At 49.3% G+C, this 14,328-nt stretch carries 11 protein-coding genes; 5 read left to right on the forward strand and 6 right to left on the reverse strand.

The window, feature by feature from the left end; genetic code table 11:
* The first annotated feature begins 6 nt into the window (after positions 1-6).
* A complete protein-coding gene (locus AC04MQ_RS06760; protein ID WP_015092161.1) occupies positions 7-801 on the forward strand; it encodes a PilZ domain-containing protein in 795 nt (264 codons plus the stop codon).
* Between the two features lie 44 nt (positions 802-845).
* Here the strand turns inward: AC04MQ_RS06760 and AC04MQ_RS06765 are convergent, their stop codons facing one another.
* Both AC04MQ_RS06765 and AC04MQ_RS06770 read right to left on the reverse strand, forming a co-directional pair.
* Positions 846-1,337 (reverse strand): hypothetical protein, encoded by a 492-nt coding sequence (locus tag AC04MQ_RS06765; protein WP_015092160.1) that lies wholly within the window; start codon positions 1,335-1,337, stop codon positions 846-848.
* A gap of 112 nt (positions 1,338-1,449) precedes the next feature.
* On the reverse strand, positions 1,450-6,348 hold the full coding sequence (locus AC04MQ_RS06770) for a zinc metalloprotease (protein WP_015092159.1): 4,899 nt from the start codon (positions 6,346-6,348) through the stop codon (positions 1,450-1,452).
* Between the two features lie 288 nt (positions 6,349-6,636).
* Between AC04MQ_RS06770 and AC04MQ_RS06775 the strand changes: the two genes are divergently transcribed.
* Positions 6,637-7,365, forward strand: a complete 729-nt coding sequence (locus tag AC04MQ_RS06775; RefSeq protein ID WP_148278863.1) for a DUF5602 domain-containing protein — start codon at positions 6,637-6,639, stop codon at positions 7,363-7,365.
* A gap of 1 nt (position 7,366) precedes the next feature.
* On the opposite strand, the gene AC04MQ_RS06780 is transcribed toward AC04MQ_RS06775, so the two are convergent.
* Positions 7,367-8,158 carry a hypothetical protein gene (locus AC04MQ_RS06780; protein WP_475391629.1) on the reverse strand — a complete coding sequence of 264 codons (792 nt, stop codon included), beginning with the start codon at positions 8,156-8,158 and terminating at the stop codon, positions 7,367-7,369.
* 8 nt (positions 8,159-8,166) lie between these two features.
* Positions 8,167-9,018, reverse strand: a complete 852-nt coding sequence (locus AC04MQ_RS06785; protein WP_475391631.1) for a hypothetical protein — start codon at positions 9,016-9,018, stop codon at positions 8,167-8,169.
* Between the two features lie 227 nt (positions 9,019-9,245).
* Here AC04MQ_RS06785 and AC04MQ_RS06790 point away from each other — a divergent pair, with 227 nt between their 5' ends.
* Complete coding sequence (locus AC04MQ_RS06790; RefSeq protein WP_475391633.1) at positions 9,246-9,914, forward strand: hypothetical protein; 669 nt, start codon at positions 9,246-9,248, stop codon at positions 9,912-9,914.
* A gap of 7 nt (positions 9,915-9,921) precedes the next feature.
* Here the strand turns inward: AC04MQ_RS06790 and AC04MQ_RS06795 are convergent, their stop codons facing one another.
* Positions 9,922-11,535 carry a hypothetical protein gene (locus AC04MQ_RS06795; protein ID WP_475391635.1) on the reverse strand — a complete coding sequence of 538 codons (1,614 nt, stop codon included), beginning with the start codon at positions 11,533-11,535 and terminating at the stop codon, positions 9,922-9,924.
* A 116-nt stretch (positions 11,536-11,651) separates the two neighbouring features.
* Complete coding sequence (locus tag AC04MQ_RS06800) at positions 11,652-12,488, reverse strand: extracellular catalytic domain type 1 short-chain-length polyhydroxyalkanoate depolymerase (RefSeq protein ID WP_475391637.1); 837 nt, start codon at positions 12,486-12,488, stop codon at positions 11,652-11,654.
* Positions 12,489-12,763: 275 nt separating this feature from the next.
* Between AC04MQ_RS06800 and rnhA the strand changes: the two genes are divergently transcribed.
* Together rnhA and AC04MQ_RS06810 are read left to right on the forward strand one after the other, a co-directional pair.
* Positions 12,764-13,528 carry a ribonuclease HI gene (gene rnhA / locus AC04MQ_RS06805; RefSeq protein WP_475391639.1) on the forward strand — a complete coding sequence of 255 codons (765 nt, stop codon included), beginning with the start codon at positions 12,764-12,766 and terminating at the stop codon, positions 13,526-13,528.
* Positions 13,529-13,533: 5 nt separating this feature from the next.
* Positions 13,534-14,310 carry an SDR family NAD(P)-dependent oxidoreductase gene (locus AC04MQ_RS06810; protein ID WP_475391641.1) on the forward strand — a complete coding sequence of 259 codons (777 nt, stop codon included), beginning with the start codon at positions 13,534-13,536 and terminating at the stop codon, positions 14,308-14,310.
* The last annotated feature ends 18 nt before the right edge of the window (positions 14,311-14,328 follow it).

Below are 14,328 nucleotides of genomic sequence, written 5' to 3' on the forward strand. Positions count from 1 at the left end.
TTTGATATGAAAACAAAACCATGGTCCCTCATCATCCTTGCTTTGCTTCACATCCTGGCTCCGGCGGGTAACCTTTTGCTGAATGCAGTTCGTTCCGGAAGGACGCTGTCGCAGCAGTGGACTTACTGGTTTGAAGTTCTGCCCAAACCTTTGGTGGCTCTTTATGTTCTGGTGCCGGTGTTGGCAGGTGTTTTCATCTATATTTGCCGCCGTTGGAGCTACTGGGCTTACTTGGGTTGTCTGCTGGTGATTCTGCTTTCAAATATCTACAGTTATTGGACCAACATGAATATGAGCACTCTGGTGCTTTTGCTGGTGGTGGTTTTGATCGATGTTCTGGTGGTGGCTTACTTTGTGGTGCCTTCCGTGCAGAAGGTTTACTTCGATCCGCGCATGCGCTGGTGGGAAGCGGCTCCACGTTATCACTTCAATCACATGGGTTCTGCCAATGGGCAGAAAGCCTTTATCAAAAGTATTTCCCAGGGTGGGTTGTTCCTTTCTTCCGCACCGGCACTGAATGAAAATGACACGGTTGAGATGGAGTGGACTTACCAAAGCCAGCACATCAAAGTGAACGGGACGGTGGTTTACAAGGACAACCGAACGGATATCCCGGGTTACGGCGTGAAGTTCACTCATTCCGACGAATCTGAAAAGCAAATGAAGGCGTTGGTAAGCAAGCTTCGTGGCGAAGGGCTGATCATCGCGGAACGTCTGCCGGGTCCGGAAGACAGCTTTGGTGTCTGGTTGAAAAAGCTCTTCACGAAGGGTGAAGGACTGTTCCCGAAAGCACGGGTTTAAAAAGAAAAAGGGAGGCTAGAAGCCTCCCTTTTTTTATTCCGGGATTATTTGCTGCGAATGTATTCGCACTTGGCAACAGCATCGCGACCCACGCCGAAGGCAACACCTTCGAATTCTTTGCGGGTCAGAGTCAGCACACGGCCTTTCTCAGAAATTTTCATGGAGACACCGCTCTGCACGCGGCTGGCAGGCACACCCAGGAACTTGTTAACTCCACTGTATTGGAATGTCAGAGTGCCGTTTTTGTAGGTCACTTTTTCCTTCCCTTTGGAAGAGCTCAACGCCTCGCCGTGAGAACCACTGACGTCGCGAGCCCCGCCATTCACAACACCTTTATAAAGCGGCATATAGGTGACGTCGGCGCGATAGAACTCCAGTTCAGATTCTTCGTTCTCAGATATGATCACTCCGTCATAGCAGAAGGTCTCACCATTGATGTCAGACGCATTCAGGTCGTAACGGCCGATGAATGAACTGACGTCAGCCAGGGCGGAAGAGGCACTTAACAGAAGGGCAGCAAACACTACTTTTTTCATAAAAACTCCGGGTTCATGCTTGGTTTATTGTTTGGTTCAAGTCACTTGTCTAAAACAAAAAAAAAGGCGCGGATTCCGGAGAGAAGGAATCCGCGCCAGGAGAGCATTTTGATTATCTGTTGTACTCTGGGTTTGTCATCAGAGTCAGTTTGTTCAGGAACTCAAGGTTCTTCATGATGATGCCGTAGGAAACTTCCAGACCGCCGCCATCAACCAACTGGGAAGAAATGTCACCCAATTGAGCCAGAACTTCCAGACCCTGCTGTTTGCTAAGAGCTTCACCCGCAGTTTTCATCGCTTCGTTCAGAGCGTTGAAGTCCAAAGCCATCAATGGAAGAACTTCTGCCAATTGAGCCGCTTCACCAGCCAGTTCACCAGCTGCCTCTTGAGCGCCCTGTTGTTTCGTCAGAACCGCTACAGAGATAGAAATCACCTGATCGTTCATCTGAGTCATCAACTCAACCTGATTCTCGATGCTGAATGCTGGGTTGGCTTTAACCATTTCCGCAGAAACGATCTGGCCATCTTTGTTCAGCTCGTTCAGTTTCGCCGTCAGAGCAGCTTTGGCTTCCGCCAGTTTCGCAGCCAACTTACCCTGAGTAAGAAGGTTCTGAAGCTGAAGGATCGCCATGTTCTGCATCAGTGGGTTCAGAACTTCTGCATTCTGGATGAAGAAGTTTTTCTGAGCTGCCACGTTAACCAGAGTCTGGGAAGCCAAAGCGTTGTCCAGAGCCCAGAAGCTCAGACGAGTTTTGGATTTCTCAGATACACCCAACTGGCTCAAAGCCGTTCTGTCAGATGGAGCTTGACCCAGGCTGCTACCAACTTTGAACAGAGTTGCAAAGTTGTCTTTGTCACGCAGAGTGGACGCTTCCAGATTCAGGATGGCGTGGATACCAGCATAGAATCTCATGGAGGCAGTCACAGTCGCTTTTTCACCCTGGATTGGCTGCAATTGAACGTCTTCGTTAGAGAACGTAGGTTGCAACTGATCCAGCATCATGCCCGTGATCGTGTTCACGAACAGGCTGTTTTGCGGAGCCATGCCCAGGATGTACTTCTCGAAGTCCAGGAACGAGAACTGGATGCTGTTGTAGTAGTACTTGTATGAAGGGTAGCCCTTCATAGTCAGCATTTCCATAGCCGTGATTTTTTCGTACTCAAGGCCTACAGTGTCCAGACGGTCTTTGGTTACAGAGATATCCTGGATCGCACGTTTTTCAACGATCGCAACGTCCATGGAAGTCTTGCCAGTCTCTTCACCCTTTTCGTTCACTTCTTTCTTCTCGTAAGGAACCGCGATGAAACGGTCGCTGCTCTGGAACAAAGAGTTCGCATCCGGAGTGTTGATCAGCTGCGTGTAGAACAGGTAAGTCTTCAAAGAAGCCTGTACGTAGTCCTGGATCGCAGGGTTTCTGTTATCAACAACCAGCATGTAGAACAACTCGTCCATGAATTTACGCATACGGAACTGGTAATAAGAGGACGCGGAGCTTGCACGGATGGAAGTTCCAACATCAAACACCAGACGGTCCCAGGAGTGGAACGAGTTCACGTACATGCTTTCCCAGTCGTTGATATTGGATTCAACGATCTCTTGAGCGGAAGTACCGAAGTCGTGACGCTCACACGTAGGCTCGTAACCAACGTCTTTGTCTGTGCAGTACATGTACTCTTTCAACACACCTTGAACCTGGTACTTGTTGAAGTTAGCCCAGCCGTTTTTGGCGAAGCTTTCTTTGATCGTGTTCACGTGAAGGAATTTGCCGTTAACAAGAAGATTCTTGGAAGCAGCGTTGCCTTCAAGTTTTGCAATCGTTTCCGGAGTCGCTTCAACCAAACCCAAGTGAGAAGCACGCAGAGCGCGGATGTCGTAAGTTCCCAGACCATCCCAGTTGAACTTGCCTGGAGTCAGGTAGTCCATGATGGAAGAGTAGTTACGTTTGCTCGGAGTGCCGTCTTCATTGGCGAAGTTCGCTTTATCGAAGGAACCGATGAAGTTGTGAGTCAAGCCCTGGGAGTGACCCATCTCGTGACCCAGAGTGTTGATGATTTCGATCTTCAAAGCCTGGTTGAATGGCATCGCGATGAAGCTGGAATCAGCCAGTTCCGCGGATGTTTTCATACAGCCTGGAGTGTTCTGCATCGTCGCCATCATTTTGGCGTGGATTTCACCCATTTTAACAGTTTTAGCCAAAGTCGCTTTTTCTTTCGCAGACAGCTTGGAACCTTTCGCCGCCAGCATCTCACGAGCCATGATCGTCTCGATTTCACGAGGAGTGATGCTTGGCTTTTCAGACATTGCTTTGTGGACTTTGCTCATCCAAGCGTCCTGAGTCTGTGGAGAAGAGAACTTGAAGCTGTTGTTGCCACCCAAAGATTTGCGTTCTGCAACCGTCGCTTTCAATGTGTTCATGGAAGCGCGGATGTTGGAAGCCTTCATCTTGGATTTAGCATCAGTCTGTACACCTTTAAGTTTGCTCACCATGTTGCGAGTGAACTGAGTCGCCGCAACAGTTTTGTCCTGTGCAGTGCCTTGCTGAGTCTGAGCTTTTTTTGCTGCTTCTGCCTCTTCGGCTTGCTGTTTTGCAAGTTGAGCACGAGCTTGCTCACGGAAGCCCTCTTTCTTCTTGTCCCAGTCTTGTTTGATCTGCATGTTGCGGAAGTCCGCACCCACGCTTTGAAGCATGTTACCAGCGTAAAGGATCAAAGAGTCAGCAACCACGATCGCAGAGCGCGGGTTGAAACCAACCTGGGAAACACCCAGGATACCGTGGTCCGCAGGCTTGTTCTCGAAGTGGATGATGTTCTTATCAAGATCACCCAAGTGAGCTTCAACACCGTTTTCACCAGCGATCTGCATTTCGATATAATCACCGTCGCGCTCCAAAGCAGAGCCTTTGAAAGCTTGCTTGTAAACGAGGTTCCATGACTTCACCAGCTCTTCAGTGGATTCGATATAAAGCTTGCGCATTTCAGCGTTGTCAGTCGGCAGACCAGTCACTGTGTAAACCAGTTTCTTGCCGTTTCTGAAGTCGTGAACCATTGGCAATGCTTTTTCAGTGCCTTCGCGACCGCGCAGGTTGTTTTTGTCAGGGTTAGCCTGACCGATAGTCCAAACACCGTAACCCAGTGCATTTTGGGCAGAGAACGGGATGGATTCAACGAATGCTTTGTCAGTGGAACCGTCGTTCAATTTGAAGGATACACGTTCTTTTACGCGAACCGCTGCCTGGTAACCTGGAGTGCCGTTGTAATCATCAAAGGCCTGGAAGTCACCGATGCAAGACCAGCGAAGACCTGTGGAGTACTGCTGAGTGAAGCTCAACACACCCTGATCCAGTTTCATGTTCATGTCCATCACTTGAGCATCAGCGATGCCAGTCAAGCAACCTTCATAAACAGCAGCGTAAGGGGATTTGTCCTGTGGAAGAGAGTTCTTCGTCCAGTCCAATTCCATGTATTCGGCGTCTTTACGGGAAGTTTCAACCAGGCGAGCCATCGCGTATTTCGCACCTGTTGCATCTTTTTCTTCCAGTTTCAGGTATTTCACCGGCAAAGACATCAGTTCTTCGTAATCGACTGCGTTTGTACCGGATTTGTAGTTAGCGATCAGGTCTGCCTTACGAACAACCACACGGGATTCTTCAAGGTCGAACTTAACGATAGTCAAAGAACCCGCCATACCCGCAGCCAGACCCGGGGAAGCAGCAGAGAATGCCACGTCTTCGATCGTGCGCTTATAGAAGAACTCTTTACCTTTAACATCAGCGATTTTGATAGTTGTGCGCGGGTCGAACTGAGTGTTCGCCTCTACTTTTTTAGCTTCTACGTTTTGAGCGATCTGAACCAGACCTACAGCATCGCGAGCGCGAACATCTTTGAAAGAGATTGTCGCGTCCTGATTGCCTTCGTAGTCAACTGCTGCCAGTTCCGGGCGAACATATGTTACTGGAACATCGTAACGCAGAACCAGGATACAGTTTTGTTGAGCATCAGCCGGAAGAGCTTTAACCAGTTCGTCAGAGCACTGGCGAACGTTGGCGTTTTTAGCACCGGATTTCAACTGAGCCAATTGAGAGTCTGTCAGTACAGTTTTACCGATCTGACCCACTTCAAACACATGCAAAGCGTCGACATCCAGCAAAGTCAGGATGCGAGTGTCTTTTTCCAGGTTCACTGGGATCTGATAGTCAGTGTTCAAAGTGCCAGCAGTCATCAACTTGTTGTTGATTTTATCCATTACGAAAGTGCGGTCCAGATCGCCGCGGGAAGCAGCGTCGATACCCACCGGCATACGGTCAGCCGGGTTGATGGACACCTGAATGTGAGTTGCATCAGTCCAGTCAGTTGTTTTCATGCGAAGAGTGGAGGTCTCTTCGTTCAACTGATTTTTAACTCTTTGCAAAACACCGTAGCCATTGATTTTGAATTTGAACAGAGGAACCAGCAGAGTTGCAGACTTCTGGGAGAGAAGAGCCTGCTTTTCCGAACGGATCTTTTTAAGGGAAGCCACCATGGACTTCGCTTTTTTGCTGTCTTTGGATTTCTGAAGCTGTTTGTGAAGAACAACTTCCTCTTTCACCTGAGCCAGATGCTTTTCAAGGTTGGACAATTCAGCGGTGTCAGTCACGATTTTGTAAGCTGTCACGAATTGCTTATCAACAGAGAAAGTGATGGAGTACTTCTGGCCAGCCTGACCGGACATCTCCAGACCTTTAAACATATATTTAAGACGCTTTGGAACCTGGGTGTCGCGAACCGCAACCACACCTTTTTCCGCCGTCGCTTTGGAGGAATCCCCCAGGCTTAGAGTAGAGAGACTGTCATCAGTCTGAACTTCGTACTGAGAGTTCTCAGTTTGCAGTTCCGGGATGTCACTGATTGCAAAGACATTTTCCTGGGCTTCTTCCGGCAAAGCGGCGTCCCTTTTCTTTGTACAACCAGTAGCAAAGATTGCCAGAGCCAGTAGGGCTGTGAAGGCCTTTGCGTATTGAGACTTGTTAGACATAACTCTCTCCATTCCTAAAATGTCACCTCTCGGGACCCATATCGAATATAAAGGTCTTCGGGAAATGACTCTCTCCTAAGTGGATATAAATGCATTGAAGGTGCCACGGTGAAACCACTCCAGTTTGAACTATTTGCATTTCAGCCCCGAAAGGTGTCCAGAGTTTGATCAGGGGACAATTAGGGCTCTTCTCATTTTGAGACACTGCAGTGGGCTGATTCCCTACACAGGATCTTGTCTCAAAACCGTTCTAACGTTTGGCTATAGGTACCCTTCAAGGAGGAAAGCATGAAGCTGCTGCTATGGCTGTCAGTGTGTCTGTATGGAGCAATCGCAAACGCAGAGATGGTGTGGGGGCCTGCCACGCCGATGGGGAACGCTTCGGTGCGGACCTTCATTGAAACAGATCAGGGAAAGCCGATCTCCGTTGGTGTGGCCTTCCCCAAAGCCGCCATGGACGGTCTTTCAGAGCATACGCCTGAAGTGTTCATCGTAGAGCTTCCCACTGAGATGGCCATGCCTCCGTACAATCACGTGATGCTGGACTGGATGCCCCATGGGCATGATCCGGATTCAATCTATGGCCGACCTCATTTTGACTTTCACTTTTACATGATCAGCTCTGCAGACCGTCAGAAGATCACGTGCCTGGGGGATGATGCTGCGGTTTGTACGAAGCAACCGGCACCAGAGCTGATTCCGCCCTTCTATGCACCGACGCCGGAAGGGGTTCCGCAGATGGGCTGGCACTGGGTGGACTTGCGTTCGCCCGAATACAACGGACAGCCGTTCACCAGCACCTTTATCTATGGCTTTTACGACGGAAAGATGAACTTCGCCGAACCCATGATGACCAGGGAATTCATTCTTGCAACCAACTGGTTTGCCAGTCTGATTCCGTCACCGGAAAAAGTGCTGATCAGCGGCTATTACCCAACGGCATATTCGCTGACCTACGATGCCATTCAGGATCTGTATTTTATTAAGCTGATGAATCTGGTGTGGAAGGATCAGTGATCTAGAACACGCGCCCGCAGGCAGGGGCTTTGGGACGGGAAATCAGAGTTCGGCCCTTTTCCAGAGTGAAACGGTTCTGAGGGCGTTGGTTCCATTGGATCTGGGCTTCAGAGGCCAAATCGCCATGAACGCGGGCGTTTTCAAGAGCGGTGTCGAGCATCGCCAGCCACAACAGGGCTTTATTTCGTTCCATGCTCCAAGCTTCCAAAGAGGCCGGTGCATAGGGTTTGCCCGCCATGGAAGGATCAAAGCTTTTAAAGTAGTCAAAGATCCCCAAAGAGCTGACCGCTTTATGGGGCTTCACTGCGAAGTCTGTCTGATCATCAATCAGAATCGTGCGTGTCGGCGGTGCTTCGGGCATGACCAGGCTTAAATTCTTTTTAAAACGGGCAGGGAATGCCAGTGTCTCATCCTGAGAAACCACCTGCAGGTTTTCCTTGGAAAACACACGGTGGGCAATCTGCAGCAGGGATCTTCCGTCGGACAGATGCACCTGCGACAGCAGGGTTTCGTTGCGGGATTTGGTGCCGCCGCTGAAAAATGAAATGCGCACATCCGGATGTCTTTGCATCAGGGCTTCAATCATTTCCGGCAAAAAATCAGTGTGGCGATAAGCTTTGTCCTCGACAACGCGGATCTGGCGGTCACCTTTGTGGTCTTCGGGATTTTTGACGCTGTAAAAGGTTGTCCAGTCGATATCAAAGACGATGTCAAAACCGGATTGTGGGGTGGTGGCCTGCGCGTGCGGCTGGAAACTCAAAATCAGAATGAGAATTGCCAGCCACAGTTTCATGAAGTTCCTTAGAATACAACAGTCACAGAGCCATATACCAGGGACGTGTCTTCGTCCATAAGGTCGATGTTGGAATCAGTTCCATTCGGTTTCAAAGTCGAACCGCTGTTGGTATGACCCACTGCAATCGAGAACGTAGGATTGATTTCATAACCGATTTCCTGAGAGAAATCGAAAGAATCACGCATCACACGCTGGTAAGACCAGGTGTTCATATGAACAAAGTCCGCGGACAGGGAAATCCCGTTGGCAAATGAATAAGCAAAGGACAAACCCTGGTTTGAGGAATATTCTGTGTTCACAGCCCCATCAAGGGCGGTTTCATACTGATGGAAGTTGCGGTTGAATCCCAGGGTCGCCGTGATATCCAGTCCCGAAATGAGATAGTCCGGATTGACAATGAAAGTCGTTCCCGCCGTCAGGGCCGTAATCATGTTTTGTCTTTTCTGAGCGTCTTTGGAAGTCGGCGCCACCATACCCACGCGATAGTTCATGGAAAGACGCTTACCCACCTCAAACGGGGTGCGGTTCACGCTGAAAGTGGTGTTGCTGAAAGAATCGTTTTGGGAGTCTTTCAAATCCTGCGCATAACCACCCTGAACACGGGCGGTGAAGGTGTTGTTCAGTTTAAGGTTGAAGCGGGCCATATAGTCCATGGATTCCCCACGGGAGCCGTCTTCATAGTCGATCATGTTGGTGGAATAGCTGGAATTGATAAAGCCACTCCAGCGGCGGCCGTCCTTTTTCGGGGCTTGCATCACGGATGTTGCTGATGTCACAGAAGCATTGTTGGCAAACGCAGGCGCTGCCATCAGAGCACTGATCAGAAATCCAAGAATAGGACGAATAGCAAAAGACATAGGCCACCTCAGAACCATTACAACTGCGAATCGGGTGCCACTAAAATCAGACCTGAGCTGCAATAAGACCCAAGGTCACTGTCCAAGGTTTGGTCACCGGGCCAATTCCGGCCTCATCTCGGTAGAAGGCCTACTGACACCGGTCTAGAGTTCAGGCGTATCTGGTGATACATAGTACACAATAATGAGTTTATTGAATATATTGAAGTTGGTGTGAGGAGTTAGATGTGACCGTGGTGAGTAAAGTAATCGCTGTTCTTGTTTTGTTGCTTCCGGTTTCTTCCGTTGAAGGAAAGCAAAGTCTTAATCCTGCCGAAGCGCTTCGAAACGAGGTTGGATTTGTTTTGGATAAAGGGAAATTTCAGTGGAAAGGCTTAACGAATGTACCCAAGGGGTACACGAAATTTCAGAATCCTTTTTTTTCGGCCGTATATCCCAAAGAACACTATTTCCTTCTTCCTAATGGTGGCGGAGAAGATGTGTCTGATTCTACTGGCGTTGTGTTTAAGCGCTTTCCCTCCAACAAAAGTTCAGAGAAGGGTCTCGCAGAGCGCAATTGGTTGGCTGTAATTTTAAGCAACGAGTACTCTGAAAAAGAATCAATTGCAGACACGATTGTGTTTCGTGGTGCAGTATACAAATCAGTCGGTGTCGTTAACAGTTATCCGGCGGCGCTGATGCTCTTGTCGGCGGTGGATCGCCTGGGTGGTTCTGGTAAAGTGGTGGCGAGTGTTAGCGTATACGTTTATTGCAAGGGCACGCACTATGTTTTCGACACGTCTTTCGAGCCTGGCCAAACTTCAATTGATATCATTCGCAGCCGAAAGTTTGAAATTCCAAAAGACTTCAAGGATATAATTTCTAGTTTTGAGTGCACAGGTAAGAACGTCATCTAGGGTCGCCTTAGAAGACGACGACGGTCAGCTTGTCTCCCTTGGCAAGTTTAAGGCTGAATTTGATTTTACCATCAGCCACGTCGTACTGATCGGCCTTGACCTTTTCAAGCTCTGTACTGCTCTTTCTCTTTAACAGCACATCACGGATCTTCATACCCTCTGGAATCTCCAAAGGAAACTCCTGGCTGATATACGAAACAGACGAAGCGATTTTATCAAAGGCTTTTTTATATCCGTCATCGTCCTGACACAGGGAATAGGTCTGCACAACGCCAGGACTGGAGCTTTGCAGGCGTTCAAAGGTTTCCGCATAAGACTGCCCCGTTTTCAGCGCGCAGCTTTGACCGTGGGTATTGCCCACTACCGCCATAAAGTAGTTTCCTTGCAGAGCCGTCTTGGAAATATCGCGAAGGAAGTTCTCGGCTGTATCAGTTCCGCCCTCCAGCAAATACCCCGAGCGTACAATTCCACGGCGCACTCCTGTCGGGCCCGTCATTTTACAGGCCTGAGTCCCAGCAGTCCCTGGGTAAATGGAAGCAAGATAAGCCATGATATTCGCATGACCACGATAGGCCTGAGAACAATAGTCCGTCAAACCTTCGCTTTCCTCTACATAGTATGTGGAAACGACTTCGGTGTATTTACATTCGGTCAGCTGAACCTCGTTAAAATGGAAATTCACCCCATTATAAGAGGCTGTCTTGCCAACCAGCGCAGCCATACTGTCCTGAACACGCTTTAAGTCCTCGCCCTGACAGTTCTGTCCTGCCAAGCCTGCTTCACTTTGTCCTTTTGCCAGATAGTTGTAACCATAGAAAGTGCGCGTTTCGACGTTCGTGCTGACTCCGTCACGATAGCCCACCCCAGTGAACGTAAATGGAATGCTGACTCTTTTATAAACGACAGACATCGTGCGGTCATAGTTATAAACCAGATCATTCATACAATGACGACCTTGATAATTGTCTTCGTCCGTCAGAACGAAGAAAACCACCTTTTCATTTGTCGCAGGTTTCTGATATTTGTTTGCCGCCCACTGAACAATCGAACACAGAGCGGATTCATTATCACTTCCCGCAGTTCCCATATTCAGCACGGATTGTTTGATACTATTCACGCGAGACTGACGAACAGACGCCGAATCACGGGGGTCCAGCACGATAGACTGTGGACTTCCACCGTAAATCGTTTTGGTAATGGCTTGAGTGTCATTGGCCGCCAGCTCTGAAATGTCGTTCACATAAACTTCACTGCCTGTTTTCAGACTTCCATAAATCAAAGAGCCCGAGGGGTTAAGATAGCTGGAGGTGGACATAAGCTGCACAGTCACTTTTTTCGTCGCCAAAGAGGCCAGCAGGCCGTCGATACGAGCCACCAGTTCTTCCTGTGATTGCTTCATTGTTTGGGAGTTATCGACCACCAGAACCAACTGTGTCGATGGGTATTCCACAGATTCTTCCGTTTGGAACTCGGATACTTTGGCATTTTCGGGAAGTTCACCGTCAATTCGATAGGCCGTTTCAGAGTCCATATCAAAACGCAAACTTTGCGGTGCACAGTTCTGAAAAGAAAGAACCAATATGGACGCCCCGGCCAAAGCCGCCAACTTATTCTTTTTCACACATCCCCCCGGATATCTGAATATTATTCTACTCATTGTGGAATATCAGGGGAGTCCTTGTCTCAAAAAAATACGGGGGTCCTAAGACAAAGCGTCTCGAACTTCTGTGCGAACGCTTAGCGGGAACGGGACTTTATCATATTGAGAAAAAGAATCGTCACATCGAAGGTGTTCGGCGAAGCAAAGGTGTATCCCGCGGCCCCGCCACTCCACGCGTGTCCCATGCCCGGCACACGAATATAAGAAACCACCGCACCCCCGGAAGCCTTCCAACGAATGAAATCTTCAGAATCTGCGACCTTCGTGAAAGAGGAATTCAGCTGACCATCATCCGAATGACTCAAAAAATAAAGCCCCTGCTGCAAAGACTGCTGTGCCTGACTGCTGGTGGATATCTTGTCCTTTTCACCGCGCACGATGACGATTTCCTGTAGTTTCCTGTGGGAAATGTCGCGACTGCATTTTATGGCCTTTTCACCCAAGTCATTTTCGGCCTGCCGGTAACGACTTAAAATTCTGTAGGGGGCACCGGAATGAATCAAGGCGGCTTTAAAAATATCCGGATAACAATAGGCAAAGTGAGCCGCCAGAACACCTCCGGCGGAAAACCCACCCACATAAATTTGCTCCGGATCCACCAGACCTTTTTTGACGAGGTCTTGAATATGGTCGGTGATTTCCTTCAGCTTTCCCTGATTGCGCTTTTGATTGGCAGGCAGGAACCAGTTCCAGCAGGTCAATGGATTCTTAAGAACAGACTGCTCGGGAGTATAGATGATTGCATCCAACCCCATCCACTGCTGTTTTTCCGCAAGGCCCGTCAGCCCCATGAACTCCTGTGCTGACTGTGTGCAACCGTGCAACCACAAAATCAAAGGGCGGGGTGCGGCTGCTTGACTGAAGGTCGGAACAGTCCAGCCCACAGCGACCAACAATAAAAGAAATTTTGCCAAACAAGTCATTAGTTCACAAGCTTCACGGAGGCAGTAAAAGACACTCCCAGACTGTACAACAAGGCAATGCCAATCTTCTTCATAGTAGACTCCTTGGTGAAATTGGATAAGGTGTTCTATTAAAGATTCTCCTGTGTTACAAGACCACACTCGGGAAAGCGATAAAATGTCCATGACTGTCCAAAGACTTTGCTGTTCCCCTAAACCCCAGAAACATGGCCTCAATGTGGCGGCTTACGCACAGGGCATTGACAGAAAAGCCCCGGCTCGTAAGGATGTCAGGCGTGTCTACAAATACTCGCGATCATATCATGATTTATTCCGACGGAGCTTGCTCCGGCAATCCCGGCCCTGGTGGCTGGGGCAGTGTGATTCTTTACCCTGACAATCAGGTGCAAGAGCTGGGGGATGGTGCAAGATCCACCACCAACAACCGCATGGAGATGACAGCGGCCCTTGAGGCCTTGAAAGTCATTGCTCACGTGAAGGTGCCGGTCCGCTTTTATACGGATTCCACCTATCTGATTCGCGGGATCACCCAGTGGGTGCACGGCTGGCGTCGTCGCGGCTGGAAAACAGCTGAAGGCGGTGAAGTTTCCAATCAGGACATCTGGGAAGATCTGTCCCACGTCGTTGCTGCGCGCGGAACTCAGGGAAAGATTGAATGGCACTATTCCCGCGGTCACGTGGGAACACCGGGCAATGAACGTTGTGATCGTATCGCGGTGGCATTTTCCAAGAACGACTATGTGTCGTTGTACTCGGGCAGTCTGGATCAGTATCCGTATGATTTGCTGCAGGTTCCTGCTGACACCAGTCTGCCAGAAATGAAAGGTCCCGGTGAAAAAAAGAAAGCGGCCTTCAGTTACCTGAGCAATCTGGGCGGGCTGGTGTACCGTCATCGTGACTGGCCAAGTTGTCAGAAGCGCGTCAGCGGTCAGTCCGGGGCGAAATTCAAAAAAGCAACTTCCGCGTCCGAGGAAATTGAAATTCTTAAGTCCTGGGGCCTGGGGCCCGGCACAGTTATCAAGGAAGGATAAACCCTATGGAAATCACAAATCGTCATGTGCTCGTCACCGGAGCCAGCCGTGGCATTGGCCGTGCTTTTGCGAAAATCTGCGCGGAAGACAAAGCCCATCTGCATCTGGTTCTTAGAAAAAAAGACGCTGAAGTGATTAAAGAGTTTGAATCCCTGGGTGCCAAGTCCGTGAACATCTGGGAAGCGGATCTTTCGACCCGTGAAGGGGTTGAACATTTGCTGGAACAAATCAAAGATGTGCCGGTGGATATCCTTTTCAACAACGCCGGTGTATTGACCGGGGGGCTGATTGAAGATCAGCCCATCGATGATATTTACAAAATGCTGCAGGTGAATGTGAATGCGCTGGTGCACCTGACTCAAGGGGTGCTGCCGGGCATGCTGAAAAGAAAGCGCGGAAAAATCATCAATAACTCCAGCGTCTCAGCCTACATGAACTTTCCTTGTGCTTCGACCTATGCGGCATCCAAGGCGGCAGTGATGGCTTTCACTAATTGCATCCGTCTGGAGCTGAAAGACACCGGCGTCAGCACACTGTTGTTGATCACTCCGGGAATCAAAACCCGCATGTTTGATGAAATCGAAACTTTGTATTCTAAAAACTTTGTGATTCCGTCTGAATCAATGACTCCGGGCAAGTATGCTGAAGTCATCCGCGAAGCCGTGTTGCATGATCTGGAAGTGGTTGAGCCATCGGGTTTGACCGGCGTGGGTTTGAAGATCGCCAAACTTGCAAAGCCCCTGTTTGAAATGGAAGTCATGCGCCGATTCAAGCGCTCTTAAAACTAAAAAGCCCGCTTC

The sequence above is a fragment of the Bdellovibrio sp. MYbb2 genome, assembly GCF_056175685.1.